This is a genomic window from Streptomyces sp. NPDC058373 (genome assembly GCF_042723275.1).
Classification (GTDB): Bacteria; Actinomycetota; Actinomycetes; order Streptomycetales; family Streptomycetaceae; genus Streptomyces.
Genome location: NZ_JBHXJE010000009.1, coordinates 1 through 23,903, shown reverse-complemented (window position 1 = coordinate 23,903; position 23,903 = coordinate 1). Strand labels below are relative to the sequence as shown.

28 protein-coding genes and 1 pseudogene are annotated in these 23,903 nt (G+C 74.8%); 12 read left to right on the top strand and 17 right to left on the bottom strand.

What is annotated here, in order from left to right:
* The first annotated feature begins 56 nt into the window (after nt 1-56).
* Nucleotides 57-971, top strand: a complete 915-nt coding sequence (locus ACFWMZ_RS08395; protein WP_383200199.1) for an SDR family oxidoreductase — start codon at nt 57-59, stop codon at nt 969-971.
* A gap of 117 nt (nt 972-1,088) precedes the next feature.
* Nucleotides 1,089-1,682, top strand: a complete 594-nt coding sequence (lepB, locus tag ACFWMZ_RS08390) for a signal peptidase I (RefSeq protein ID WP_383200196.1) — start codon at nt 1,089-1,091, stop codon at nt 1,680-1,682.
* A gap of 25 nt (nt 1,683-1,707) precedes the next feature.
* On the opposite strand, the gene ACFWMZ_RS08385 is transcribed toward lepB, so the two are convergent.
* Nucleotides 1,708-1,926: a hypothetical protein gene (locus tag ACFWMZ_RS08385; protein ID WP_383200439.1), complete on the bottom strand. Its 219-nt coding sequence runs from the start codon at nt 1,924-1,926 to the stop codon at nt 1,708-1,710.
* Between the two features lie 199 nt (nt 1,927-2,125).
* Between ACFWMZ_RS08385 and ACFWMZ_RS08380 the strand changes: the two genes are divergently transcribed.
* The 4 genes from ACFWMZ_RS08380 to ACFWMZ_RS08365 are packed head-to-tail and all read left to right on the top strand — an operon-like array spanning nt 2,126 to nt 4,582.
* On the top strand, nt 2,126-2,728 hold the full coding sequence (locus tag ACFWMZ_RS08380; RefSeq protein ID WP_383200193.1) for a DUF6230 family protein: 603 nt from the start codon (nt 2,126-2,128) through the stop codon (nt 2,726-2,728).
* Entirely contained in the window at nt 2,722-3,267 is a 546-nt protein-coding gene (locus ACFWMZ_RS08375; protein WP_383200190.1) for a DUF6114 domain-containing protein, read from the top strand. The genes ACFWMZ_RS08380 and ACFWMZ_RS08375 overlap by 7 nt, the downstream gene beginning before the upstream one ends.
* On the top strand, nt 3,264-3,893 hold the full coding sequence (locus tag ACFWMZ_RS08370) for a hypothetical protein (protein WP_383200187.1): 630 nt from the start codon (nt 3,264-3,266) through the stop codon (nt 3,891-3,893). The genes ACFWMZ_RS08375 and ACFWMZ_RS08370 overlap by 4 nt, the downstream gene beginning before the upstream one ends.
* Nucleotides 3,890-4,582, top strand: a complete 693-nt coding sequence (locus ACFWMZ_RS08365; protein ID WP_383200184.1) for a DUF6230 family protein — start codon at nt 3,890-3,892, stop codon at nt 4,580-4,582. Before ACFWMZ_RS08370 ends, ACFWMZ_RS08365 begins: the two co-directional genes overlap by 4 nt.
* Before the next feature lie 9 nt (nt 4,583-4,591).
* On the opposite strand, the gene ACFWMZ_RS08360 is transcribed toward ACFWMZ_RS08365, so the two are convergent.
* Nucleotides 4,592-4,783: a hypothetical protein gene (locus ACFWMZ_RS08360; protein WP_383171588.1), complete on the bottom strand. Its 192-nt coding sequence runs from the start codon at nt 4,781-4,783 to the stop codon at nt 4,592-4,594.
* A 216-nt stretch (nt 4,784-4,999) separates the two neighbouring features.
* Between ACFWMZ_RS08360 and ACFWMZ_RS08355 the strand changes: the two genes are divergently transcribed.
* The 5 genes and pseudogenes from ACFWMZ_RS08355 to ACFWMZ_RS08335 all read left to right on the top strand — a co-directional run bounded on the left by ACFWMZ_RS08355 (nt 5,000) and on the right by ACFWMZ_RS08335 (nt 8,058).
* A complete protein-coding gene (locus ACFWMZ_RS08355; protein WP_383200181.1) occupies nt 5,000-5,230 on the top strand; it encodes a DUF2945 domain-containing protein in 231 nt (76 codons plus the stop codon).
* On the top strand, nt 5,145-5,570 hold the full coding sequence (locus ACFWMZ_RS08350) for an SRPBCC family protein (protein WP_383200179.1): 426 nt from the start codon (nt 5,145-5,147) through the stop codon (nt 5,568-5,570). The genes ACFWMZ_RS08355 and ACFWMZ_RS08350 overlap by 86 nt, the downstream gene beginning before the upstream one ends.
* Nucleotides 5,492-5,656, top strand: a complete 165-nt coding sequence (locus ACFWMZ_RS08345; RefSeq protein ID WP_383171584.1) for a hypothetical protein — start codon at nt 5,492-5,494, stop codon at nt 5,654-5,656. Before ACFWMZ_RS08350 ends, ACFWMZ_RS08345 begins: the two co-directional genes overlap by 79 nt.
* A 229-nt stretch (nt 5,657-5,885) precedes the next feature.
* Nucleotides 5,886-6,429 (top strand): annotated as a pseudogene (locus ACFWMZ_RS08340) (aminoglycoside phosphotransferase family protein); the annotation flags it as partial.
* A 126-nt stretch (nt 6,430-6,555) separates the two neighbouring features.
* A complete protein-coding gene (locus ACFWMZ_RS08335; RefSeq protein ID WP_383200176.1) occupies nt 6,556-8,058 on the top strand; it encodes a hypothetical protein in 1,503 nt (500 codons plus the stop codon).
* Between the two features lie 92 nt (nt 8,059-8,150).
* On the opposite strand, the gene ACFWMZ_RS08330 is transcribed toward ACFWMZ_RS08335, so the two are convergent.
* The 12 genes from ACFWMZ_RS08330 to ACFWMZ_RS08275 all read right to left on the bottom strand — a co-directional run bounded on the left by ACFWMZ_RS08330 (nt 8,151) and on the right by ACFWMZ_RS08275 (nt 20,107).
* Entirely contained in the window at nt 8,151-8,345 is a 195-nt protein-coding gene (locus ACFWMZ_RS08330) for a hypothetical protein (RefSeq protein ID WP_383171580.1), read from the bottom strand.
* A 125-nt stretch (nt 8,346-8,470) separates the two neighbouring features.
* The gene (locus ACFWMZ_RS08325; protein ID WP_383171578.1) at nt 8,471-9,178 is read right to left on the bottom strand and encodes an ABC transporter ATP-binding protein; all 708 of its coding nucleotides are present in this window, start codon (nt 9,176-9,178) and stop codon (nt 8,471-8,473) included.
* A complete protein-coding gene (locus tag ACFWMZ_RS08320) occupies nt 9,171-10,172 on the bottom strand; it encodes an ABC transporter ATP-binding protein (protein ID WP_383171576.1) in 1,002 nt (333 codons plus the stop codon). Before ACFWMZ_RS08320 ends, ACFWMZ_RS08325 begins: the two co-directional genes overlap by 8 nt.
* On the bottom strand, nt 10,169-11,038 hold the full coding sequence (locus tag ACFWMZ_RS08315; protein ID WP_383171574.1) for an ABC transporter permease: 870 nt from the start codon (nt 11,036-11,038) through the stop codon (nt 10,169-10,171). Before ACFWMZ_RS08315 ends, ACFWMZ_RS08320 begins: the two co-directional genes overlap by 4 nt.
* On the bottom strand, nt 11,031-11,996 hold the full coding sequence (locus ACFWMZ_RS08310; protein WP_383200173.1) for an ABC transporter permease: 966 nt from the start codon (nt 11,994-11,996) through the stop codon (nt 11,031-11,033). Before ACFWMZ_RS08310 ends, ACFWMZ_RS08315 begins: the two co-directional genes overlap by 8 nt.
* A 32-nt stretch (nt 11,997-12,028) precedes the next feature.
* Nucleotides 12,029-13,636 (bottom strand): ABC transporter substrate-binding protein, encoded by a 1,608-nt coding sequence (locus tag ACFWMZ_RS08305; protein ID WP_383200170.1) that lies wholly within the window; start codon nt 13,634-13,636, stop codon nt 12,029-12,031.
* Between the two features lie 155 nt (nt 13,637-13,791).
* Entirely contained in the window at nt 13,792-14,913 is a 1,122-nt protein-coding gene (locus ACFWMZ_RS08300; protein WP_383200167.1) for an acyl-CoA dehydrogenase family protein, read from the bottom strand.
* Nucleotides 14,910-16,094, bottom strand: coding sequence for an acyl-CoA dehydrogenase family protein (locus tag ACFWMZ_RS08295; protein WP_383200164.1), 1,185 nt, complete (start codon nt 16,092-16,094; stop codon nt 14,910-14,912). Before ACFWMZ_RS08295 ends, ACFWMZ_RS08300 begins: the two co-directional genes overlap by 4 nt.
* On the bottom strand, nt 16,091-17,059 hold the full coding sequence (locus tag ACFWMZ_RS08290) for an NADPH:quinone oxidoreductase family protein (protein ID WP_383200161.1): 969 nt from the start codon (nt 17,057-17,059) through the stop codon (nt 16,091-16,093). Before ACFWMZ_RS08290 ends, ACFWMZ_RS08295 begins: the two co-directional genes overlap by 4 nt.
* Before the next feature lie 241 nt (nt 17,060-17,300).
* The gene (locus ACFWMZ_RS08285; protein WP_383171562.1) at nt 17,301-17,936 is read right to left on the bottom strand and encodes a helix-turn-helix domain-containing protein; all 636 of its coding nucleotides are present in this window, start codon (nt 17,934-17,936) and stop codon (nt 17,301-17,303) included.
* A gap of 66 nt (nt 17,937-18,002) precedes the next feature.
* Complete coding sequence (locus ACFWMZ_RS08280; protein ID WP_383200158.1) at nt 18,003-18,734, bottom strand: PIG-L deacetylase family protein; 732 nt, start codon at nt 18,732-18,734, stop codon at nt 18,003-18,005.
* A 59-nt stretch (nt 18,735-18,793) separates the two neighbouring features.
* Nucleotides 18,794-20,107 carry an alpha/beta fold hydrolase gene (locus ACFWMZ_RS08275; RefSeq protein ID WP_383200155.1) on the bottom strand — a complete coding sequence of 438 codons (1,314 nt, stop codon included), beginning with the start codon at nt 20,105-20,107 and terminating at the stop codon, nt 18,794-18,796.
* Nucleotides 20,108-20,246: 139 nt separating this feature from the next.
* Here ACFWMZ_RS08275 and ACFWMZ_RS08270 point away from each other — a divergent pair, with 139 nt between their 5' ends.
* Complete coding sequence (locus ACFWMZ_RS08270) at nt 20,247-21,410, top strand: betaine/proline/choline family ABC transporter ATP-binding protein (protein WP_383200152.1); 1,164 nt, start codon at nt 20,247-20,249, stop codon at nt 21,408-21,410.
* A 12-nt stretch (nt 21,411-21,422) separates the two neighbouring features.
* Here the strand turns inward: ACFWMZ_RS08270 and ACFWMZ_RS08265 are convergent, their stop codons facing one another.
* Genes ACFWMZ_RS08265 through ACFWMZ_RS08255 form a run of 3 tightly spaced genes read right to left on the bottom strand, consistent with a single transcriptional unit; the run spans nt 21,423 to nt 23,718 of the window.
* On the bottom strand, nt 21,423-22,367 hold the full coding sequence (locus ACFWMZ_RS08265; RefSeq protein WP_383200149.1) for an ABC transporter substrate-binding protein: 945 nt from the start codon (nt 22,365-22,367) through the stop codon (nt 21,423-21,425).
* The gene (locus tag ACFWMZ_RS08260; protein WP_383200146.1) at nt 22,367-23,038 is read right to left on the bottom strand and encodes an ABC transporter permease; all 672 of its coding nucleotides are present in this window, start codon (nt 23,036-23,038) and stop codon (nt 22,367-22,369) included. The genes ACFWMZ_RS08265 and ACFWMZ_RS08260 overlap by 1 nt, the downstream gene beginning before the upstream one ends.
* Complete coding sequence (locus ACFWMZ_RS08255) at nt 23,035-23,718, bottom strand: ABC transporter permease (RefSeq protein WP_383200143.1); 684 nt, start codon at nt 23,716-23,718, stop codon at nt 23,035-23,037. Before ACFWMZ_RS08255 ends, ACFWMZ_RS08260 begins: the two co-directional genes overlap by 4 nt.
* Between the last annotated feature and the right edge of the window lie 185 nt (nt 23,719-23,903).

Here is a 23,903-nt window from a genome sequence, read left to right as displayed (position 1 = left end):
TGGCCGGAGTACGGCGGCGTGGCGCGCGTCCCGGGGTGGTCGAGGAGGGTGTGTGCATGGCCGCGGATCGACATGCCGGGCGGGTCGCGGTGGTGACGGGGGCCGCGCGCGGGGTGGGGGCGGCGACGGCGAGGCGGCTGGCGGAGCGGGGGCTGCGGGTGGCGCTGATCGGGCGGGAGCTGGCGACGCTGGAGGCCGTGGCCCGGTCGTTGCCGACGGAGTCGTGTTCGCTGGAGGTCGACGTGACCGACGAGGCCGCCCTGCGCGGGGCGGCCGGCAGCGTGGCGGAGCGGATGGGACCCGCCTCGGTGGTCGTGGCCAACGCGGGGATCGCGGCGGCGGGGCCCTTCGTGACGACCGAGGCCGCGCTGTGGGACCGGGTGATCGCCGTCAACCTCCTGGGGAGCGCCGCCACCGCCCGCGCCTTCCTGCCGCAGCTCGCCCGGACCCGGGGGTACCTGCTCCAGGTGGCCTCCACGGCGGCCTTCGGGTCGTCGCCGCTGATGAGCGCGTACTGCGCCTCCAAGGCCGGCGTCGAGTCGTACGCCCAGGCGCTGCGTACGGAGATGGAACCCGAGGGGGTCGGGGTCGGCATCGCCTATCTGCACTGGACGGGCACCGGGATGATCGAGGGGATCGACGCGCATCCCGTGCTGCGGGAGCTGCGCGCCCACCAGCCGGGGCCGGGCAGCCGGGTGCACCCTCCCGAGCAGGTCGCCGCATGGCTGGTGCGCGGGATCGAGCGGCGGGCGCCCGCCGTCTACGCGCCGTGGTGGCTGCGTCTGGTCCAGCCCGTCCGCCCGGTTCTCCCGCTGCTGGTCGCCCACATCGCGCGCCGGAGCCTGGCCAAGATGTCCGCCGAGGAGCTGCGGCGGATGACGGGTGTGCTGGGGCCGGGGGGCCGGGCCGACTGGGAGGCGCGGGAGGCGACCGGGCCGGTGGCTCCGGCGGCGCCGCCGCAGAGTTGTTGAGGGGCGCTGGTCCGGCTGCGGCGCCGTCGATCCATACTCCCCCGTATGAACTCAACGCCGAAGCGCGAACGGGCCGTTGACGGGACGGGCGAAAGTCCCCGGCAGGTGCGCCGCGTCGTGCCGCGTGCGGTGGGCGCGGCGGTGGCGGTGTTCGCCGGGCTGGTGGTGCTCGTGGTCGCGGCGGTGGCGCTGCTGAGCGTGCGGATCGACGGGGACAGTATGGAGCCGACGCTGCGTGACGGCGAGCGGGTACTGCCGCTGCCCGCGCCGGACGACGGGGTGGACCGCTTCGACGTGGTGCTGATGCGCACCCCGGGGCGGGACGTCCTCCTGGTCAAGCGGGTCGTCGCGCTCCCCGGCGACCGTGTGCGGATCGTCCCCGCGCCGAAGGGGGGCCAGCGGGTGCTGGTCCAGCGGGCGGGGGCCGGGCGGTGGTACGAGGTCACGGTCCCCGGCGCGGCGGGCGCGGCCCTGCCCACGCCGTGCTGCGGGGCCGACGGGAGGCGTTCGGTGAGTCCGGCCGCGCGCACCGTACCGGCCGGGAGGTTCTTCTTCCTCGGCGACCACGCCGACCGGTCGGACGACGCGCGGAGCTACGGGTGGGCCGACCTGGAGGCCGTCTCGGGCCGGGTGTGGTTGCGGACGTGGCCGCTCGCCGGGGCGGGCCCGGTCGACCACGGCGTACGGCTGCGTCCGCTGCCCGGACCGTGAGCGCGCGGCCGGGCCGAAAGCGGCGTCACGCGGCGGGCCCTGCGGCGATCCGGGCGACGCATTCGGCGATGCGGCCGGCCGACTCCTCCGGCGGCGCGTCGCTCCGCATGACGTGGCCGGCGGTGAGGCGGACCGCCGCCTCGACCGCCAGGGCGCGGGAGGCGGCGTCGATCTCCGGCCAGGTCTCGGCGGCGTAGGCGTCGGCGGCCGCCTCCGTGGTGCCAGGGCACCCCGCGCCCGGCAGGACACCCGCAACCGACTGGAGCCCTCACCATGAGATTCAGCGACCCCTGGCGCTCCACCGCCGCCCGCCTCGGCCGCCTGCGCGCGGCGGGCGCCCGGCAGGCCGCCGACTGGAACGAGCGGATGCCGGCCGAGGACGCCGACGGCACCCGGCGCGGCACCCGCTGGGGCCGCAGCACCCTGGCGGCCCTGCCATCGGCGTGCTCGGCAGCGCGCTGGCGGGCGGGGCGCTCGCCGCCGGCTTCAACGTCACCCACCAGCCGTTCACCCTCACCTCCAACGGCGTGGCCGGGGACCTCCGTTCTAGTAGTCGTTGCAACACCCCGGCGATCGGCACGCCGGACGGCTCCACCCGCACCGACACCGGGATGACACGGGTCGGCTTCTCGGACGCGCGGCTGGCAGGGCTGTGCGGGGTGGTCCACCAGAGCTTCGCGGGGCTGCCGTACAGCCTGCTGCTGACGGCGGGGCAGGAGGTGAAGGGCGGGGCGAGCGGCGGGTTCACCCCCGACATCTCGGCGAAGAACCTCTACCTCCAGGCGACCGGCCTGAAGTCGCGCGGCACGACGCGGCTGGAGAACACCGTCATCGGCCACTCCGCCGACCAGGTGGAGGTGGCGGGCAAGCCGCTGGCCGGGGCGCAGCCGGGCGGCTTCGGTCTGGGGTCGGCCGGCGGCGGGGGCGGGGCCACGATCTCGCTGCGGGGTCTGGACGCGAAGGCCCACGCGGCAGAGATCGCCGGGTCGATGGAGCTGCCCGGGCTGAATCTGCGCGTCGTCGCGGGCTCGGCGGAGTCGTGCTGAGCCGCGCCGCAAAGACCCGGCGGGGGAAGACGGGCACGGTCGGCGGGGACGACGAGGCGGTGGCCGGGCGGGCAAGTACGGACGAGGGCGCGGCGGTCCCGGCCGGGTGGGGCGCCCGTACCGGGGCGGCGCTGCGGCGGGGCCGGGCGTGGTTCCGCGCGTTCCGGCGTACGCGGCCGTTCCGGGGCGGGGTGTGGATGGTGGCCGGCGGGTGGACGGTGCTGAAGTTCTCCCTCGCGCCGATGCAGTTGATCGTGAGCACCGGGTTCGACGGGATCGCCGGGTACCTGCTGGGCGGAGGGGTGGTCCTGAGCGGGCTGATCCCGCTCGCCGCGCCGCAGCAGCGGTACACGTTCGGCATCATCGGCGCGCTCCTCGCGGTCGTCTCGCTGGTCGCCTCCAACCTGGGCGGGTTCCTCGTCGGGATGGTGCTGGGGGTGCTGGGCGGTTCGATGATGGTCGGCTGGGGGCCCGAGCGCGCCGCCCGCCCCCGCCGCCGGTCCGGGGCCGCGGCCGCGGTGTCCGAGGAGCCGGCGTGAGGCGCCCGCGCGTCCGGCGGGCGCTGTGGGTGGCGACGGCCCTCGCCGTGGTGGCGGGCTCGGCGGCCGGGCCGGGCCGGGTGGCCGAGGCGGCCGGGTCGCTGTGGCGCGCGGAGCCGCAGCCGCCGGGCGGCGACGCGCCGTTCCTGCCGCCGCCGCAGCCGCTGCGGGTGACGATCGAGGAGATGGCGGCCAAGTCGATGCGGGTGAAGAACAACGTGACGATCCGGCTCGCCGACGGCAGCACGCGGGTGACGACGCGGTACACGTTCAGCCAGCTCGTGGTCACCGACCACGTGAAGGTGGTCCACCCCAGGGCCGACGGCGGCCCCGAGGCCACCATCGACGTGCCCGACAAGGGGACGCTCGGCGGGTACGACGGCCTGTTCCAGCCGCAGGAGACCGTGATGTGGGGCGACATCCACCAGGTCTGCCTCAACGTCGTCGTGCGCATCTGCGGCGTGCAGGGCCTGCTGAACGCGTTCGGTTCGGTGATCCCGCTGACGGCCGGGGCCTCGGACTTCGACGGGACCATCTACGCCATCCGGGCCACCGGCAACCAGCCGGGGCTCGGCAACACCGAGAACCCCGTCCACCTGCCCGGCTCGATCTCGGTGGCGCCATGAGCGGCGGTCCCGAAACGGAGTGCCGCGAGGGCCGTACCCACTGGCGGCGCACGCCGCTGCTGGCCCTGCCCGCGGCGGCCGCGACAGGAACGCTGTTGTGGCAGATGGGGACAGGGGCGCTGGCGGTGGACTTCCGGGCCCAGGAGAAACCGCTCCAGCTGACCACGAGCAGCCTGTACGGGACGGCGTACGCGGCGGCCACCGTGGACCAGCCGGTGACCCGGGCGGACGGCTCGGCGGGGAGCGTGCCGGTGCTGCGGATGGGGTTCCGGGAGGGCCGGGTGAACGGCCTCTGCCTGAGCCGGCAGCAGGACGTGCTGGGGGTGCCGTACTCGATCGTGCTGGAGCTGGGGGACGACGACCCGGCGACGTGGGAGGTGCGGACCGGGGACACGGTCATCGGCCTGGTCTCCGCGAACGGGGTGCTCGACATGGACGGTGTGGTCGACATCAACGTGAACGGGTCGGCGGCCGGGGCGGACGGGAAGGGTCCGGCGGGCGGGCTGGGCAGCGGTCCCGGCCGGTTCGGCCTGCGGGCCGACTACGCCAAGTTCCACGCGACCGACGCCCTGACGCAGGACATCCAGATCCCGGGGGTCCTCACCACGCCGGGCCTCGCCATCCGCGTCGAGCCGGGCACGGTCCGCTGCCCCGAGCCGAAACCCCCGTGGGAGACGCCGGACCGGTGACCGGGCCGCTCAGGCGGCGTGCCGCCGGGCCGGGGCGGCCTCGCCGGAGGCCGCGGGGGAGGCTTCCTCCACCGGGTCGGGGACCAGGCGCAGATGCCGTTTGCGGCGGCGCGGTGGGCCGAGCATCAGGTCCTCGTACCAACCGAGGGCCAGCAGGCCCCCGAGGAGCAGGAGCGGCAGCAGGACGGCGACGAGGGCCACGATGACTCCCTGGTGGTGGGGGGAGGGGGGTACATCTGCGCGTAACCCGGGCGTCGGGGTTCGAACACGGCATCGCGTGAAGAAGGCGTGACCGTCCGGTCGCATCGACGGCTTCCTGCCGCCGAGGGAGGCGGGGGCGGCCCCCTCGGTGGCCGGAACGGCGCGGGCGTGCTGTGCTCGGCAGGAAGGGGGACGGACCACGCCGAGGAGCCGGTCATGGCAAAGAAGCGGAATGAGCGCGCGCTGCGCAAAGGCGACGAGGTGACCTGGTCGTCGCCGGGCGGCGAGGCCGAGGGACATGTCGAGCGGAAGATCACCGGGCGCACCGAGGCGGCGGGCCGCACCGTCGACGCCTCCCCCGATGAACCGCAGTACGAGGTCCGCAGCGACAAGTCCGGCGGGACGGCCGTGCACCGGCCGGAGGCCCTGCGGAGGAAGAAGCGGTAGTGAGGCGGCGGCCGCGCCGGGGACGGACGCCGTGGCGACCCGCACGGTGAGCCGCGCGGGCCCCGCCCCGCCGGACGAGGTGTGGGAGAGGTACGCCCGGCCCGCCCTGTGGTCACGCTGGGCGCCGCAGATCAGGCGGGTGGAGACCGGCGCCGACCGGATCGCGCCCGGGCTGCGGGGGCGGGTGTGGTCGTACGCGAGGGTGCGGGTCCGCTTCGTCGTGGAGCGGGTGGACGAGCCGGGCGGGTGTGGAGCTGGCGCGTGGCGCTGGGGCCGCTGGTCCTGCGGCTGCGCCACGAGGTGCTGGCCGCCCCCGACGGCGGCAGCGGCACGCGGCTGACCGTCTCGGGTCCGCTGCCCGTCGTGATGCTGTACCGGCCGGTGGCGGCCTGGGCGCTGGGGAGGCTGGTGGCGAGCGGGCGCTGAACCGGGTGGTCGCGTGCCTTCCCGGGGCACGCGCCCTTGGCGCGGCCGGGCCAGCTTCCAGGGTAGGTCCGCACAGTCCCGCACGGCACCCACGGCGCCCGGCACGCGCCCCCAAGCTCTCGGCTTCGACCGAGCAGGGAGGTGCCCCTTCGCCGCACCGGACGAAAGCACGAGTACGTCCAGTACGAGAGCGTCCGCCCGGCACGCCGAGAGCACGCACCGGACACCGAGCCGCCGCCTGGCCGTCCTGGCCCCGCCCGGCCTGCCCCGCCTCCGGGACCGCGCCGCCGACTGGGAGGCGGAGCTGCTCAAGGACGCGGCGGAGGTGCCGCACAGCCTCCCGGACCGCGTGCTGGGTGCCGCCCTGGCGACCGTGGACGAGCTGGGGCGCTCCCAGCCGAACACCCTGATCCAGGGGGACCTCCACCTGCGGAACATCCTGCGTGCCGACCGCGGACCGTGGCTGGCCGTCGACCCGAAGGGCGTGGCGGGCGACCGGGCGTACGACGGCGGCACCTTCGTGTAGAGGCGGACCCCGGCGCTGCTCGCGGCGACCGATCCGCGCGGGGAGCTGCACCGCGCCCTGGACATCTTCGCGGAGGCGGCGGAGCTCGACCTCGAACGGGTCCGGCGCTGGGCGACTCCATGCCGTGCAAGCCCTGTTCCAGGGGCGACGGCATGGCTTCCGGATCGCCCGGAGCGGGCCGGAGCTGGAGTGGCTCACCGGGTTCGTGGAGTGGGCGGCGGAGACGCTGGTGTTCCCGGCGGGATAGGCCGCCCTGGTGGCTGCAGGCGTGCGGGTGGGCGCGCTCGCGGCTGGTACAGGCCCGCCTACAACCTGGCGACGATCTCGCACGTCTAGTGATCACCGATGCCCTCCGTCTCTCAGGAGCCCCCTGTTGCACAGATCCATCACGGCGGCGGCCGTGCTCACCGCACTCGCCGCCGCCACGCTCATCCCTGCCGCCCCGGCCGCGGCCGCCGTCGGCGCGCCGTACAAGGGAGCCAACACCGCTTCCGTCCAGGACGACTTCAACGGTGACGGGTACCGCGACGTCGCGGTCGGTGCCCCGTCGGCGCCCGTCGGCACGGTGGACGGGGCGGGGGCGGTCGTCGTCCTCTACGGTTCGGCCTCCTCGGTCGGTCCGGCCCGGCACGCCTACGTCACCCAGGCCACGGCGGGTGTTCCCGGCGCCCCGGAGGTGAACGACGCGTTCGGCTCCAGCGTCGCCTCCGCCGACCTGGACCGGGACGGGTACGCGGACCTGATCGTGGGGACGCCGCGCGAGGACGCGGGCGGCCTCGAAGCCCGGGGCATGGTCTCCGTGGTGTGGGGAGGGCCCGGCGGGCTGTCGGGCGGGGCGAGCATCGTGCCGCCCGCCGGCTACGGGGAGGGCCGGGAGTACTGCAACTTCGGGCTAAAGGTGGCTTCGGGCGACATGGACGGCGACGGCGCACCCGAACTGACGGTGGCCTCGCTCTGCGAAGCGGCGTCGTACTCCGGGCCCTTCACCCGCGCCGGGAAGCCGGCCTCGCAGTACCTGGAGAAGCGCCTGGGCGGGATGCGGGGTGTGGCCATGGGCGACGTGGACGGCGACGGAAGGGCGGAGCGCTTCTGGCTGCTGGGGCCGACCGGCGGCGACTACCGCGGACCGGTGCGCGTCGACAACGGCCCTCCTGTCCAGGGCGATCCACTCGCCAACGCCCCCGTCCAGCTGCCTTCGGCCGACGGGCACCGCGGCCGGATCGGCGACGTGAACGGCGACGGCTTCGGCGACCTGGTCACCGGCATCGCGGAGGACGAGTCCATGGCGGGGTCACCTGACGCGGCCCGCCTCGGCGGGGAGATCCAGGTGCTCTACGGCGGTCCCGCCGGCATCACCGCCGACCAGCACCCCACCGTCATCCACCAGGACTCCCCCGGAGTCCCCGGCGCGGCCGAGCGCGGCGACCTGTTCGGCGCCTCACTCAGCGTCGGTGACGCCGACGGGGACGGCATCGCCGATGTGCTCGTCGGAGTCCCCGGCGAGGCGATCGGGAAGCTCGACCGGGCGGGCGCGGCCGTGCTCCTGCGCGGCGCGAAGGGCGGCCTGACCGGGGCGGGATCTGTGGCGTACAACCAGAGCACCGCCGGGATTCCGGGGGCTGCCGAGGCGGATGACGCGTTCGGCAGCGCCGTGCACCTGGCCGACCTGACCAAGGACGGGAGGGCCGAGGCGCTGGCCGGAGTGCCCGCGGAGAACAGCGACGGGTGTGTGTGGACCGCGCGGGGCTCTGCCTCGGGCCCGGTCACGAGCGGCTCCGTCAACCACTGCGGGAAGAGCTTCGGCATCACCGGCCGCTACGACAACCCGCAGGCCCACTTCGGTGCGGCGCTGCTCGGGGTCCATCGCACCTACTGACGCCGACGCCCCGGGAACCGCATGCCCTCGCCGTCACGGCCGGTCCGCCGGACGGGCGGGGGCGTGGGGCCTCAATGCCTGGTCCGTGGAGACTACTTGCCCACGCCGTTGATCATGTCGGCGGTGGAGACGAGGGTGTGGTGGATGGTGGGGGCGGCGGAGGTGCCGGCGAGCAGGAAGCCGAGGAGGACGCAGATGATCGCGTGGGAGGTCTTCAGTCCGCCGCTGCGGATGAAGATCACTGCCAGGATCGTGAGCAGCAGCGCCACGGAAACGGAAATCGCCATCGGAAGTCTCCTCACCGCCACGCCGACTCCGTGGCTGTCGGCGGCCAGTGTGGCGCGCGGTGAGGGGCGGGTGGGTGAACGGCATGCCCGCCGTCCGGGTGACTGACGATCCGTGACGGGTCAGTTCACCGAGGGTCACCGCCCGGGCGGCGCTTCTCCGCGGCCGAGTGGGGGCCGTGGGAGCCGAGGTCGGCCCAGTCGACGGTCCGATCGCACCAGCGGTCGAGGAGGACCCGGTCGTGGCCGACGGCGAGGAGGCCGGCGCCGGTCTCCCGGCGGTACTCCTCGACGACGCCGACGAGGGCCGCGGTGGTCGAGGCGTCGAGCATGGCCGTCATCTCGTCGCAGACGAGGTAGCGCGGGCGGAGGACCAAGGCCCGGGCGAGGCAGGCCCGCTGAAGCTGGCCGTCGCTGACCTCGTGCGGGCGGCGGCCGAGCAGGTCGGCGCCGAGGCCGATCGCGTCGGCGGCCTCGCGGGCGCGCGCGGCGGCCTCCTCGCCGCGGCCGGTGGCGCGCAGGGGTTCGGCGACGAGGTCGGCGAGGGACAGGCGGGGGTCGGCGGACTGGCGGGGCTGCTGGAAGACGACGCCGAAGGCGGTGCGCTGCTCGCGCGGTGCGCGGTGCCGGTAGCCGCGGGCCGGTTCGCCGTCGATGACGACGCGGCCGGAGTCGGGCTGGTGGAGCAGGGCGGCGACGCGGGCGAGGGTGGACTTGCCGCAGCCGCTGGGGCCGAGGAGGCCGACGGCCTCGCCGGGGGCGAGGGTGAGGGTGACGTCGCGGACGACGGGGGCGCGGCGGTCGTATCCGGCGGTGACGGCGAGGAGTTCAAGCACCGGGGGCCTCCACGGCCTGGGGCGGGTCGACGGGGTCGGCGGGGGCCGTGCCGGGGTGGTGGCAGGCGAGGCCGCCGGTGAGGAGCGGCTGGACCTGGCAGGCCGCGTCGGCGTGGGCGCAGCGGGCGGCGAAGGCGCAGCCCTCGGGTAGGGCGGCCAGTTCCGGGGGGCGTCCGGGGACGGGGCGGAAGGCGCGTTCGGGGAGGGCGTCGAGGAGGCCGCGCGCGTAGGGGTGGCGGGGGCCGGAGGCGCCGAAGAAGGCGTCGGCGTCGGCGATCTCGACGACGCGTCCGGCGTACATGACGGCGACCCGGTCGGCGATGCGGGCGGCGGCGGCCAGGTCGTGGGTGATCATCAGCAGGGCGCGGGTGTCGCCGGTGTGGCGGCGGAGTTCGTCCACGGTGCGGTCGACCAGGTCGCGGTCGAGGCCGGTGGTGGGTTCGTCGGCGAGGAGCAGGGGCGCGTCGCCGACGAGGGCGAGGGCGGTGGCGGCGCGCTGGGCGAGGCCGCCGGATAGTTGGTGCGGGTGCCGGTCGAGGTGGCCGGCCGGGAAGGAGACACGGGCGGCGGCGGACTCGGTGGCGGTGCGCAGGGCGGTGCGGCCACGGGTGCCGGTGAGGCGGTGGACGGTCTCGGTGAGGTGGGCGCGGACGGTGCGGACCGGGGTGAGGTGGGCGGCGGGGCTCTGCGGTACGAGGCCGGCGCGGCGGCCCCGGACGGTGCGGGCGAGGGTGGCCTCGTCGGCGGCGATCAGGTCGGTGGCGGGCTCGTCCCCGGTTCCGGCGAGCAGGGCGGAGCCGGCGGTCTCGGCGTTGCCGGGGAGCAGGCCGAGGAGGGCGGAGGCGAGGACGGACTTGCCGCAGCCGCTCTCGCCGACGAGGGCGAGGCACTCCCCCGCCGCGAGGTCGAAGGAGACGTCGGTGACGGCGCGGACGGGGGCGCTCTCGCGCATCCGGAACCGCACGGTGAGGCCGCGTACGGACAGGACGGTCACAGCATCAGCTCCGATCGGCGCCGGGGGTTGAGCCGTTCGCGCCAGGCTCCGGCGAGCCCGGCGATGGCGAGGGTCGGCACGATGATGAACAGGCCCGGGAAGAGGGTGGGCCACCAGTCCCCGGCGAGCAGCGTGCCGCGGGCGCTCTGCACGAGGGTGCCGAGGCTGGCCTGGTGGGTGGGCAGGCCCAGGCCGAGGAAGGAGAGGGCCGATTCGTGCCAGATGGCGTGCGGGATCATCAGGACGGCGGCGAGTCCGGCCTGCGGGAGGACGCCCGGGACGAGGTGGCGGCGGGCGAGCCTGGTGCGGGAGGCGCCGCCGGAGATGGCGGCGTCGATGTAGGGGCGCGAGCGCAGGGAGAGGATCTCGGCGCGGACGATGCGGGCGGTGGAGACCCAGTGGGTGAGGCCGACGGAGACGACGACGGGCCACACCCCGGGGCGGAAGAGGGCGACGATGAAGATGCCGAGGAGCAGGTGGGGCACGGAGGAGAAGGCGTCGACGCAGCGCATGACGAGCCGGTCGGTCCAGCCCCCCAGCGCTCCGGCGGCCGCGCCGACGGCGGTGCCGAGGACGGTGGCGACGAGGGCGGCGACGACGCCGACGAGCAGGGAGACGCGCAGGCCGTAGACGCAGCGCAGGAGCAGGTCGCGGCCGACGTCGTCAGTGCCGAAGGGGTGGTCGAGGGAGGGCGGCAGGAGTTTCGCGCCGAGGTCGACGGCCTGTTCGTCCAGGCCGACGAGGGGCGGGACGAGCAGGACGGCGAGGACGAAGCCCGCGACGAGGGTGGCGCTGACCCTCAGTTTCCAGGTGCGGGCGGTGCGGGCGCCGCGGCCGGGGGCGGTGGGCAGGGCGAGGTCAGCCATCGAAGCCCACTCTCGGGTCGGCGAGGCCGTACAGCAGGTCGGCGACGAGGTTGCCGAGCAGGACGGCGGCGGTGGCGAGGACGGTGGTGGCGGCCAGCAGCGGGAAGTCGACGGCGGTGGCGGCCTGGACGGTGGCGGCGGCGATGCCGGGCCAGCTGAAGACGGTCTCCACCAGGAGGGCGCCGGTGATGAGTTCGGGGACCCGCGAGCCGATGAGGGTGAGGACGGGCAGGAGTCCGGAGCGCAGGGCGTGGCCGAGCAGGACGGTGCGTTCGGCGAGGCCGCGGGCGCGGGCGCCGCGGACGGGGTCCTCGTCCAGGGCGTCGCCGACGCCCTGTCGGACGTAGAGGGCGAACCACGGGAGTTGGGAGGCGGCGAGGACGGCGGCGGGGAGGATCACGTGGGTGGCGAGCTGGCCGGCGGTGACGGTGCTGCTGCCGGTGTCGGTGAGGCCGCCGGCCGGGAGCCAGCCGAGTTGGAGCGCGAAGAGCCAGACAGCGAGCAGGCCGAGCCAGAAGGTGGGGGCGGCTTCCAGCGTGTACGCGAGGGAGGTGACGGCCCGGTCGATGAGGGAGCCCCTGCGGCGGGCGGCGAGGACGCCGAGTGTGACGCCGAGGACGACGGCGGCCGCGAAGGCGAGGGCGGCCAGCAGGACGGACCAGCCGATGCGTTCGGCGATGACGTCGGCGACGGGCTGGCGCATCACGGCGGAGTGGCCGAGGTCGCCGGTGACGGCACCGGTGATCCACTCCCACCAGCGGACGGCGAGGGGCTGGTCGACGCCGAGGTTGGCGCGGAGCTGGTCGAGGTTCTCCTGCGATGCGGTGAGTCCGGCGGTTCCGGCGTACGCCTTGACGGGGTCGAACGGCGAGGCGTCGGCGACGGCGAAGACGGCGAAGGTGACGGCCAGCAGGACGGGGACGGCGAAGAGCAGCCGCCGCCCCGTCATGCGCGCCATGGGTATCCAGGGCAGGCCGTGGCGGGCCTTGGTCACTTGACGGGCTTCCAGTCCTCGACGTTCCACCAGGGGCCCGAGGCGAGGCCGTGGTCGTGCGGTTCGATCTGGGTGGTGAGGGTGCCGAAGCGGTCGTCGACGACGTAGACGTGGTCGATGTGGGTGAGGAAGGTGTAGCCGGGGTTCTTCACCAGTTCGCGCTGGACGGTGTCGTAGGCGGCCTGGCGCTCGGCCTGGTCGCCGCTGCGGCGGCCCTTCTCCAGGGCCTTGTCGACGGCCGGGTTGTCGTAGTGCGCCATGTTGTTGAAGCCGTCCCCGGCCAGGGAGGACTTCAGCAGGGTGTACTGGTCGAAGTCGGGGTCGGCCGGGGAGCCGCCGCCGGCGAGCACGGCGTCCTTGGGCATCCGGGGCTGGATGACCTCCCAGGTGCCGGCCTGGACCTTGACCTCGACGCCGAGCTTCTTGGCGTCGGAGGCGTAGGCGAGGGCGTGGTCCTGGCGGAGCTTGTCGCCGGAGAGGTACCAGAGCGGGAAGGCGGCGCGGACGCCGTCCTTGGCGCGGATGCCGTCCTTGCCCTTCTTCCAGCCGGCCTCGTCGAGGATGTCGGCGGCGGCGTCGAGGTCGTGGGCGCGTTCGGTGCCCTGGGTGAACCAGGGGCTGTCGGTGGGGACGGGCCCGTAGGCGGGCTTTCCGGCGCCGTCGAGGATGGAGTCGACCATCGCCTTCCGGTCGACGGCGAGGTCGAGAGCGCGGCGGATGTCGGTGTCGCCGGTGACCTTGTTGCCGGTGGGCAGGGTGACGACGCGGTAGTCGAAGCTCTTCGCGGCGTAGGTGGCGGTGCCCTGGTCCTTGAACGCCTTGGCGAGGTTGGGCGGCAGGATGGCGCCGTCGAGGTCGCCGGAGCGCAGCCGGGTGGCGCGTACGTCGTCGTCCTTGATGATGGCCATGGTGAAGTTCTTGATCTTCGGCGCGCCGCCCCAGTAGTCGGGGTTGGCCTTGAAGGTGAGCTTCTCGCCCTTGGACCAGTTGACCAGCTCGTAGGGGCCGGTGCCGATCGGCTTGGTGGTGAAGTCGCCGGTGTTGACGTCCTGTTCGCCCGCTATGTGGGCGGGGGCGATGGGCAGCACGGTGCGCTCGGCGAAGGGCGCGTAGGGGTACTTGAGGTGGAAGACGACGGTGTGGTCGTCCTTGGCCTCGACGCTCTCGACGGCGTCGAGTTCGGTGCGGCTGGCGTTGTTGGTCTTCGGGTCGAGGATGGTTTCGTAGGTGAAGACGACGTCGCGGGCGGTGAAGGGCTTGCCGTCGGTGAAGGTGACGCCCTTGCGCAGCGGGAAGGTGTAGGTGCGGCCGTCCTCGGAGATCTCGGGGAGGGCGGAGGCGAGGGCGGGCTTCAGGTCGAGCTTCTCGTCGTGGGTGAGGAGCCCGTCGAAGATCTTTGAGTTGCCGTCCTTGCCGTAGCCCAGGAGGGGGCTGAGGCTGTCCGGTTCGTAGGCGATGCCGACGACGGCGGTGCCGGCGGCGGAGCCCTTGGACTCGGTGCCGCCGCCGGGGGCGGAGCAGGAGGTGGCGGCGACGGTGAGGGCCGCGGTCGCCGCGAGGGTTCCGGCCAGACGTACGGGTCGGCGGTCGGTCCTGCTCGTCATACGCGTTCCACCCCAGGTCGTGGATCTTTTTGAAGATCCTCGGTTATTGCGTCCGGTGCGCAATTATGCATGAGCCGCACGAACACCGAAACGCCCGGCCCACCTGGGGTTTTCGGTGGGCCGGGCGGTACGCGGGGAAGGGTGGCGGGCCGTGGTCAGGGCGCGGGCAGCTCCGCGAGGCGGGCGACGGCCTCGCCGTGGCGTCCCGCGCCGCCGTAGGCGACCGCGTCGCCCTTGGCGCGCTTGAGGTAGAGGTGGACCGGGTGTTCCCAGGTCATGCCGATCCCGCCGTGGAGCTGCAGCGCCTCCTCGGCGGCGCGGACGGCGACGGGTGAGGCGTACACCTGGGCGACGGCGACGGCGAGTTCGGCCTCGGCGGGGCCGCCCTCACCGGTGGCGAGGAGGTCGGCGGCGGCGGTCGCGGCAGGGCGGATGCCGGCGACGTCCAGCCAGAGCTGGGCGAGGCGGTGCTTGAGCGCCTGGAAGGAGCCGAGCGGCCGGTTGAACTGGTGGCGGTCCTTCAGGTGCCGGACCGTCTCGGTCAGGCACCACTCGGCGAGGCCGAGTTGCTCGCTCGCCAGCAGGCCGGCCCCGGCGAGCAGTCCGGCCCGCACCGCGGCGGCGGAGTCGGCGGCCGGGGCGAGCAGGGTGCCGCGGGCGCCGTCGAGGCGTACGGCGGCGAGCGGGCGGGTCAGGTCGAGGGCGGTGAGCGGGGTCGTCTCCACGCCCGGCGCGTCGGCGGGGACGGCGTACAGCCCGGTGTCGGCGGCGACCAGCAGGACGTCGGCCCCGGCGGCGTCGGCGACGGAGCGGACGGTGCCGTGCAGGGCGCCTTCCGTGGTGGTGACCTCCGGGAGCGGGTCGCCGGGGGCGGTGGTGAGCGGTACGGCGAGGACGGCGACGGTGGTTCCGGCGGCCACGTCGGCGAGCAGGGCCGACGCCTCCTCGGTGCGCTCGGGGAGGGCGAGCAGCGCGGCCGGGGTGACGACGGCGCCGCTCAGGTAGGGCACGGGCGCGACGGCGCGGCCCAGCTCCTCCACCACGACGGCCGCTTCCCGGTGGCCGGCCCCCTGGCCGCCGTCCTCCTCCGGGACGAGCAGCCCGGCGAGGCCCATGGAGGCGGTGAGGGTCTTCCACAGCTCCCGGTCGTACGGCGCGTCGGTCTCGGCGCGGGCCAGCACCCGGTCCGGCGCGCAGCGGGTGGTGAGCAGGGAGCGGACCGCGGCCCTCAGGTCGTCCTCGGTGTCGGTGGCGAGCAGGCGGGGAGTGGCGCTCATCGGGCGAGGTCCTTCCAGGCGACGTCCTTGTCGGTACGCGGTTCGGTGGGCAGCCCGAGGACGCGTTCGGCGACGATGTTCAGCAGCACCTCGCTGGTCCCGCCCTCGATGCTGTTGCCCTTGGAGCGCAGGTAGCGGTAGCCGGGGCCGCGGCCGGTGAAGTCGACCAGTTCGGGACGGCGCATCGTCCAGTCGTCGTACACCAGGCCCTCGTCGCCGAGGAGTTCCACCTCCAGGCCGCTGATCTGCTGGTTGAGGCGGGCGAAGGAGAGTTTGAGGCCGCTTCCCTCGGGTCCTGGCTGGCCCACGGCGAGCTGCTGGCGCAGGCGTTCGCCGGTGAGGCGGGCCACCTCGGCCTCCACCCAGAGCGGGATCAGCCGCTGGTGCAGGGCGTGGGTGCGCAGCTCGGGGCGCTCGCGCCAGGTGCGGGCCAGGGGCGCGATCATGCCGCTCTCGCGGGGGCCCGCGCTGCCGCCGATGGAGACGCGTTCGTTCATCAGCGTGGTGCGGGCGACCTGCCAGCCGTCGCCGACCTCGCCGAGGCGGTGGCTGTCGGGGATGCGGACGCCGGTCAGGAAGACCTCGTTGAACTCAGCCTCGCCGGTGATCTGCCGCAGCGGCCGCACCTCGACGCCCGGGTCGGTCATGTCGCAGAGGAAGTAGGTGATGCCCCGGTGCTTGGGCTGCTCCGGGTCGGTGCGGGCGATGAGGATGGCCCAGCGGGCGAGGTGGGCGCTGGAGGTCCACACCTTCTGGCCGGTGACGGTCCACACGCCGTCGTCACCGAGGACGGCGCGGGTGGAGAGGGCGGCGAGGTCGGAGCCCGCGCCCGGTTCGCTGAAGAGCTGGCACCAGACCTCCTCGCCGAGCCAGAGGGGGCGCAGGAAGCGGCGCCGCTGCTCCTCGGTGCCGTAGGCGAGGATCGTGGGGGCGGCCATGCCGAGGCCGATGCCGATCCGCCGGGGGTCGTTGTCGGGGGCTCCGGCGGCGGCGAGTTCGGCGTCGACGACCGCCTGGAGGCTGCGGGCGGCGCCGAGGCCGCCGAGCCCCTGCGGGTAGTGGACCCAGGCCAGTCCCGCGTCGAAGCGGGCGGCGAGGAAGTCGGCCCGGGAGGTGGTGGCGGGCGGGTGGTCGGCGAGCAGGGCGCGGGTACGGGCGCGGAGGTCGTCGGCGTCGCTCATGCGGCCGCTCCTTCCGGGAGGACGACGAGGCGGCCGGTGGTGGTGCCGTCGGCGACGCGCTGGACGGCGTCGGCCGCCTCGGCGAGCGGGACGCGGCCGCTGACCAGCGGCTTGACGGTGCCCTTGGCGGCCAGTTCGGTGAGGGCGGCGTGGCAGGCGCCGATCGAGGCGGGGTCCTTGACGGCGTAGAGGCCCCAGTGCAGGCCGAGGATGGAGTAGTTCTTCACCAGGGCGTGGTTGAGGGCGGGGGCGGGGATGGTGCCACTGGCGAAGCCGACGACGACGATGCGTCCCTCGAAGGCCACGCACTTGGCGGACTTGGTGTAGGCGTCGCCGCCGACCGGGTCGTAGACCACGTCGGCGCCCTTGCCGCCGGTGGCCTCCTTGACAGCGGCGACCAGGTCGGCCTCGCGGCGGTCGATCACCACGTCGCAGCCGAGCTCCTCGGCGACGCGGGCCTTCTCGGGGCCGCCGACGACGCCGATGACGCGGGCGCCCGCGGCCTTGCCGAGCTGGACGGCGGCGCTGCCCACGCCGCCCGCCGCGGCGTGCACCAGGAGGGTCTCGCCCGCCTGGAGGCGCGCCCTGCGGTGCAGGCCGAACCAGCCGGTCTGGTAGCCGATGTGCAGGGCGGCGGCCTCGGCGTCGTCGAGGGCGTCGGGGGCGGGCAGCAGTCCCGCCTCGTCGGCGAGGGCGTACTCGGCGAAGCCGCCGTGCGGCAGGGCGGTGGTGGCCAGCACCCGGCGCCCGTCCTCGGTCTGGCCGCAGATCTCCACGCCCGGGGTGAACGGCAGCGGCGGCCGGACCTGGTACTCGCCCCGGCAGAGCAGGGCGTCGGGGAAGTTGATGTCGGCGGCCCGGACCTTGAGGCGGACCTGTCCGGGGCCCGGCTCGGGGCGGGCGGCGTCGGCCAGGGTCATCACCTCGCGGGGCTCACCGTTCCGGTGCACTTGCCATGCCTGCATTGCGGGCCTCCACTGCGGTACGTGTCGCGGACGTCTCGGGTGCGGGGACGCGGGGGTCTCCGGTCCGGTGCCGGGCCCCGGCGCCCTCGGCGGGCGGCGCGGCCGGCAGACCGGACTCCCGCGCATACTAAGCGGTCGCTTGGCCGAGAGGAACCGTTCTCGTCCACCGATCCCCGGACGGGGTACGGAACCGGCCGGAACGTACGCGGAGGAAGGCGGCCCGCCCGCCGCGACCGGGGTCCTACCGTGCCGGCCTCGGCCGGGCCCGTACGTGCATCCGCTCCCCCTGCGGGCCGAAGAGACTGAGGACTTCGGCGGGGTGGTCGCCGACGGCGCCGAACCAGTGGGGCAGGCGGGTGTCGAACTCGGCGGCCTCGCCCTCGCCGAGTTCGAAGTCGTGCTCGCCGAGGAGCAGCCGCAGCCGCCCGGAGATCACGTACAGCCACTCGTACCCCTCGTGGGTGCGCTGCTCCTCGGCGGGGTCGCACCGCTCCCCCGGGCGCAGCACCCATTTGAAGGCCTGGAGGCCGCCGGGGCGGCGGCTGAGTGGGATGACGGTGCGGTTGCCCTGCTCGATGGGGTCCATCCGGACCCGGGGGTCGCCCGCCGGGGGCGCGCCGACCAGGCGGTCCAGAGGGACGTCGTGGGCGGCGGCGATGGGCAGCAGCAGTTCGAGGCTGGGGCGGCGATGGCCGGACTCCAGGCGGGAGAGGGTGCTGACCGAGATGCCGGTGGCGGCGGAGAGGCCGGCCAGGGTGGCGCCGCGCTCCTTGCGCAGGGCGCGCAGCCGGGGGCCGACGCCGGCGAGGACGGTGTCGGTGTCGGCGGGCGGCGGGGCGGGGTCGGGCAGGGCGGGGCGGTGGGGGCGGGGACTCATGGAGCCATGGTGCCGTACCGGCAAACGGATGTGCCGTTCCGGCAAGCGAGGGGGGCTACCGGCTGCTCAGCAGGGGAAGAGCTCGAAGGTGACGGCGGGCCTGCCGCCGAAACGGTCCGCGGCCTGCTGGACGCCTTCGGTGAGCAGGGTGCGGCAGTACCGCTCCGGGTCCTCCTCGGTCAGCGCCTCGACGTAGGTGCGGTGGGCGAGCAGGGACCGGATGCCGCGTTCCAGTCCGGGTCCGGCGTCCACGGCGTGGGTGGGCCGGTCGCTGCCGAAGACGGCGACCCAGCGGACACCGTCCCAGGGGACCAGGCCCTGGGCGCCGAGTTCGGGGAAGATCCACCGGTTGCCCGCGTCGGCGGCGGCGTCCAGCACCGCGCGGCCGACGGCGACGTGGTCGGGGGTGTTGCGGTAGGTGCCGCCCCAGGTGTCGCGGTGGTTGAGGGTGATGACGAGCTCGGGGCGGTGGCGGCGGATTGCGGCGGCGATGTCCCGGCGCAGTGCGGGGCCGTACTCGATGACGCCGTCGCGGTGGTCGAGGAACTCCACACTGCCCACGCCGACGACGGCGGCCGAGGCGCGCTCCTCCTGCTCGCGCAGGGGGCCGCTGATGGCGGGTTCGAGGCTGTCGATCCCGGCCTCGCCGCGCGTCGCCAGGAGGTAGGAGACCTCACGGCCGCCGTCGGTCCAGTGGGCGACGGCGGCCGCGCAGCCGTACTCCAGGTCGTCGGGGTGGGCGACGACCGCGAGGGCGCGCTGCCAGTCCTCGGGCAGGGGGGCGAGCTGTTCGGCCATGGGGCCAGCGTAGGACGGGGTTGCGGCGGGCGCGCCCTGTCGCACGCGGCCCACTCGCCTCAGGCGCGGTCGCGGGCGAGGGCGAGGAGGCGGTCGAGGACGCGGGGGCCGCCGGCGCGGACGCCGTCGTGCTCGAACTCGTTGGTGATCCAGGGGCGCAGGCCCCGGATGGCGGCGGCGGTGCGCAGCGAGTCGGCGGTGTCGACGTACATGTCGTCGTGGTAGACGGCGGCCGCGGCGGGGACCTCGTTGGCGGCGAGCCGCTCGGCGTCGTACAGCGGGGTCCAGTCGGTGCGGGCGGCGAGGATGCCGGCGGTCTCGCGCAGCGGGCGCAGCGCGGGGTCGGCGGTGAACTGCCAGGGGTGGATGGTCTCGCCGGTGAAGAGGACGGGCTCGTTCCCGGCGAGGGCGCGGGCCGCGTCGAAGCGGGGGTACTCCCCGCGCACCCGCTCGGCCGACCAGGCGGTGGGCCGCTCGTCCTGGGCGTAGATGGCCTCGTGGAGGAGGGCGTAGAGGGGGTTGGGGGCGTACGAGAGGTGGGCGCGGACCTGCTCCTGGAAGGTGTCGGAGAGGGCGTGGCCGCCGGGGACGCGGACGAAGGCGTCCTCCAGGAGGAAGTGGAGGTGGTGGCTGCCGTCGCCGGAGCCGAGCAGGATGCCGAGCGACTGGAAGGCCTCGGCGGTCAGCAGATAGCCACCGGGGAGCTCCACCGGCTTCTCCAGCAGGTGGGCGGCGATGCGGCGGGCGCGTTCGACGTCCTGCGGGTAGCGGGCGTAGTGCGCCTCGTTCTTGCGGGTGACGCGGGGATAGGCGGCGCGGTAGACGTCGTCGGCGTGGGCGTCGAGGGAGGGCAGGCCGCCGGTGAAGAGGGCGGTGGCGACGCCTTCGGGCGCGGTGGAGAGGTAGTTGGCGGTGCAGAAGCCGCCGAAGCTCTGGCCCAGGACGGTCCAGGGGGCGCCGCCGGTGAGGCCGGGGCGGATCGCCTCGCAGTCGCGGACGATGGAGTCGGCGCGGAAGTGGGTGAGGTAATCGGCCTGCTCCTCGGGGCCGCCGCGCAGCGGGAGGGTCTGCCGGTTGGCGGGGGTGGAGGCGCCGGTGCCGCGCTGGTCGAGGAGGAGGACCCGGAACTCGGTGAGGGCGCGGCCCAGCCAGTGCGGGAGGCCCACCAAGCGGTGGGCGCCGAAGCCGGGGCCGCCCTGGAGGTAGAGGAGCCAGGGCAGCGGCATGCCCTCGCGTTCGGCGGCGACCACCTCGCGGCCGTACAGCTCGATCCGTTCGCCGTCGGGCTCGTCGTGGTCCAGGGGGACGCTGAAACGGTGGTCGGTCAGGACGACGCCGGGCTGGCGGTAGGCGGCGGTACGCGTGTCGGTCACGTGGGCTCCCCTGAACGTGGTGCGGGTGGTGCGGGTGTGCGGCTGATACCCCGGGCCCAGTTCAGCACAGGGCCGCCGGGCAGGACCGTACGGGTGCCACCGGGCGGCGCGGGCGGTGGGGCGGGGCTAGCGTGAGGCCGTGATCCGCTTCGAGGAGGTCTCCAAGCGCTACCCGGACGGCACCGTGGCGGTCGACGGGCTCTCCTTCGAGGTCGGGCGGGGCGAGCTGGTGACGCTGGTCGGGCCCTCGGGGTGCGGGAAGACGACCACGATGATGATGGTGAACCGCCTCACCGAGCCGACCTCGGGCCGCATCCTGGTCGACGGCGAGGACGTCATGAAGGCCGACGCGGTCCGGTTGCGCCGTCACATCGGCTACGTCATCCAGCAGGTCGGCCTCTTCCCGCACCGCACGGTCCTCGACAACACGGCGACGGTGCCCGCGCTGACGGGCTGGCGGCGCAGCCGCGCCCGGGCGCGCGCCAAGGAGCTGCTGGAGCTGGTGGGGCTGGACCCGGCGGAGTTCGGGGGACGCTATCCGGCGCAGTTGTCCGGCGGCCAGCGGCAGCGGGTGGGGGTGGCGCGGGCGCTGGCGGCGGACCCGCCGGTGCTGCTCATGGACGAGCCGTTCGGCGCCGTGGACCCGGTGGTGCGCGAGCGGCTGCAGAACGAGTTCACCGCCATCCAGCGGTCGCTGGGCACGACGGTGCTGCTGGTCACCCACGACATCGAGGAGGCGGTCCGGCTCGGCGACCGCATCGCCGTCTACGGCAAGGGCCGCGTCGAGCAGTACGACACCCCGGCGGCGGTGCTCGGCCGCCCCGCCAACGGCTACGTCGCCGAGTTCGTCGGCGCCGACCGGGGGCTGAAGCGGCTGTCGGTCACCGCCATCGAGCCGGGGGACGTGGAGGAACCGCCGGTGGCCCGCACCGACGAGGAGGCCCAGCGTGCGGCGGCGCGGCTGCGGGAGCGCGGGGTGCGGTGGGCGGTGGTACTGGACCCGGAGGGGAACCTGCACGGCTGGGTGGGGCTGGACGAGCTGGCCTCGGCGGCCGCCGGGCGGCCGGTGCGGGAGCTGGCCCGGCGGATGGGGGCGTGGGTGCCGGTGGGGGTGCCGTTGAAGCAGGCGTTCGGGGTGATGCTCCAGCACGACGCCGGGTGGGTGGCGGTGCTGGACGGCGACCGCTTCCTCGGCGTACTGACCCCGGCCAAGCTGCATGAGGCGCTGCGCCGCTCGGTGGAGTCGGACGCCAAGGGCGTACCGCGCGGCGAGGTGGCCTTCGACTCGGTGACGGACGCCTGAGGGGGCCCGGCCTCAGGAGCCGAGCAGTCGCTTCTCCTCCAGGTAGTTGCGGGCCACGTCCTCCGGCAGCCGCCGCCAGCTGTCGACCTGCCGGTTGAGGTCGGCGAGGTCGCCGGTGGTGAGGACGGGGGCGAGGGCGTCCAGGGCGCGGGCGACCCGTTCGCCCCCGGCCCGGGCGCGGTTGACGACGGGGACGACCGCGTCGGCGTTCTGGAGCTTCTTGTCGTCCTCCAGCAGGACGAGGCCGAAGGCGTCGAGAGTGGCGTCGGTCGTGGTGGTGAGCACCATCTGGTCCTGACCGCTCTGCACCGCCCGCTTGGCCTGGGTGGTGCCGACGCCCTTGGGGTCGACGGCGGTGACGTCGATGCCGTACGTCTTCTCCAGGCCGGGCCGGCAGTACGGGCGCGAGACGCACTCGTCGCCCGCCGCGAGGCGGACCGGGACGCCGGACGCGCCGAGGTCGCTGAGGGTGCGCAGGTCGTGCTCGGCGGCGAACTCGCGGGTGACGGCGAAGGCGTTCTGGTCGACCGCCCTGCCCGGGTCGAGGACGGTGAGGCCGCGGGAGGCGGCGAGTCGGCGCAAGGCCTTCATGGTGGTGGCGAGGTCGGGCGAGCCGACGGGCTCGGCGTCGGGCCCGTTCGCCTTGGCGTTGAGCCAGTCGGCGAAGGTCGCCGCGTACTCCGGGACCACGTCGACGCGGCCGCTCTCCAGCGCCGGTTCGTACAGCTCCCGGTTGGCGACGGTGGTGATCTCCGTCTCGTAGCCGGCCCGGCGCAGCAGCAGGGAGTACATCTGGGCGAGCAGGTCCGACTCGGTGAAGCCGGCGGAGCCGACGGTGAGGCTGCTGCTGTCGCCGGGCGGGGCGGTGACCTCACCCTGGTCCTCCAGGGCGGGCCCGGTCCCGCAGGCGGCGCAGGCGGTCAGCAGCAGGGCGGCGAGCGCTGCGCGGGCGCGCATCAGGCGCTCCCCCGGGCCCAGGAGGGCGAGAGCCGGTCGGCGAGGACGAAGACGCCTTCCACGGCGAGGGCGAGGGCGGCGACGAGGACGGCTCCGGCGACCACCTGCGGGGTGCTGGCGAGGTTGAACCCGGCGGTGATGATGCGGCCGAGGCCGCCGCCTCCGGCGAGCGCGGCGATGGTCGCGGTGGCGACGAGCTGGGTGGCGGCGATCCGGACGCCGGTCATGACCATGGGCAGGGCGAGGGGCAGTTCCACACCGGTCAGCACCTGCCGTCCGGTCATCCCCATGCCCTTGGCTGCGCGGACGGTGTCGCGGTCCACGCCGCGCATGCCGACGTAGGCGTTGGTGAGCAGCGGCGGCACCGCGAAGAGGACGAGGGCGACGACGGCGGGGCCCTCGCCCCAGCGACCCACGGGGGTCAGGAGGAGCAGCACGAGGACGGCGAAGGTGGGGACGGCGCGGCCGATGTTGGCGAGGTTGACGGCGAGGGCGCCGCCCTTGCCGAGGTGGCCGAGGACCAGGGCTACGGGCAGCGCGATCAGGCAGCTCACGGCGAGGCAGACGACGGTGAGGACCAGGTGCTCGGTGAGCCGCTGGGTGATGCCGCCGTCGCCCGACCAGTGGGCGGGGTCGGTCAGCCAGCGCCAGGCCTCGGTGACGGTCGTCACGAGGGGACCGCCCTGGTCCAGGGGGTCAGGAGCCGCTGAACGCCGAGGAGGAGCAGGTCGGCGGCGACGGCGATGACCACGCAGAGCACGGAGGCGGTGAGGACCTGCGCCTTGAAGTAGGTGTTCATCCCCGCGTAGATGAGGTTCCCGAGTCCGCCGAAGCCGACGATGGCGCCGATGGTGACGAGGGAGACCGCGGAGACGGTGGCGATCCGCAGCCCCGCCATCGCGGCGGGCAGCGCCAGCGGCAGTTCGACGGTGAGCAGCAGCCGCACCGGCCCGTACCCCATGCCGCGGGCGGCCTGCCGGGTCTCCTCGGGGACGGCACGCAGTCCGGCGAGGATGTTGCGGACCAGCAGCGTCAGCGAGTAGAGGACGAGCCCGGCGACGACCAGCGAGGCGGAGAGGCCGTAGAGCGGCAGCAGCAGGGAGAACATCGCCAGCGAGGGAATCGTGTACAGGATCGTCGTCACGGCGAGCACCGGTCCCGCCGCCCAACTGAAGCGGCGGGCGAGGACGGCCAGCGGCACGGCGAGCGCCAGCGCGATGGCGATGGGCACGGCGGTGAGCTGGAGGTGTTCGAGGACGGCGTCGAGCAGGATGCCGCGGCGGGTGCTCAGGTACTCGCCGCAGATCCAGGTGTTGCGGGCCAGGCAGTCGCTCGGCGCGGGCGGACTCATCGGTCCATTGGACCGCCCCTCGGAGCGGGCGGCGCCCCGGGTTGGCCCGGGCGGGTGGCCTTGCCCTGCCGGGCGGGGGCGAGGTGGGGTGGCCTCAAGCGCCGGGCGGGGGGTTACCTGGGGGGGGGCCGGGGGAAGTTGCGGTGGCCCACACCCAAAAAACCCCGGCCGGGGGTGTGGGCAAC

Coding starts and splice junctions, on each gene's coding strand:
- ACFWMZ_RS08395 (WP_383200199.1), top strand. CDS start 57: ATGGCCGCGGATCGACATGCCGGGCGGGTCGCGGTGGTGACGGGGGCC.
- ACFWMZ_RS08365 (WP_383200184.1), top strand. CDS start 3,890: ATGAGCGGCGGTCCCGAAACGGAGTGCCGCGAGGGCCGTACCCACTGG.
- ACFWMZ_RS08355 (WP_383200181.1), top strand. CDS start 5,000: ATGGCAAAGAAGCGGAATGAGCGCGCGCTGCGCAAAGGCGACGAGGTG.
- ACFWMZ_RS08350 (WP_383200179.1), top strand. CDS start 5,145: ATGAACCGCAGTACGAGGTCCGCAGCGACAAGTCCGGCGGGACGGCCG.
- ACFWMZ_RS08330 (WP_383171580.1), bottom strand. CDS start 8,345: ATGGCGATTTCCGTTTCCGTGGCGCTGCTGCTCACGATCCTGGCAGTG.
- ACFWMZ_RS08315 (WP_383171574.1), bottom strand. CDS start 11,038: ATGGCTGACCTCGCCCTGCCCACCGCCCCCGGCCGCGGCGCCCGCACC.
- ACFWMZ_RS08310 (WP_383200173.1), bottom strand. CDS start 11,996: ATGGCGCGCATGACGGGGCGGCGGCTGCTCTTCGCCGTCCCCGTCCTG.
- ACFWMZ_RS08305 (WP_383200170.1), bottom strand. CDS start 13,636: ATGACGAGCAGGACCGACCGCCGACCCGTACGTCTGGCCGGAACCCTC.
- ACFWMZ_RS08300 (WP_383200167.1), bottom strand. CDS start 14,913: ATGAGCGCCACTCCCCGCCTGCTCGCCACCGACACCGAGGACGACCTG.
- ACFWMZ_RS08295 (WP_383200164.1), bottom strand. CDS start 16,094: ATGAGCGACGCCGACGACCTCCGCGCCCGTACCCGCGCCCTGCTCGCC.
- ACFWMZ_RS08290 (WP_383200161.1), bottom strand. CDS start 17,059: ATGCAGGCATGGCAAGTGCACCGGAACGGTGAGCCCCGCGAGGTGATG.
- ACFWMZ_RS08285 (WP_383171562.1), bottom strand. CDS start 17,936: ATGAGTCCCCGCCCCCACCGCCCCGCCCTGCCCGACCCCGCCCCGCCG.
- ACFWMZ_RS08280 (WP_383200158.1), bottom strand. CDS start 18,734: ATGGCCGAACAGCTCGCCCCCCTGCCCGAGGACTGGCAGCGCGCCCTC.
- ACFWMZ_RS08265 (WP_383200149.1), bottom strand. CDS start 22,367: ATGCGCGCCCGCGCAGCGCTCGCCGCCCTGCTGCTGACCGCCTGCGCC.
- ACFWMZ_RS08255 (WP_383200143.1), bottom strand. CDS start 23,718: ATGAGTCCGCCCGCGCCGAGCGACTGCCTGGCCCGCAACACCTGGATC.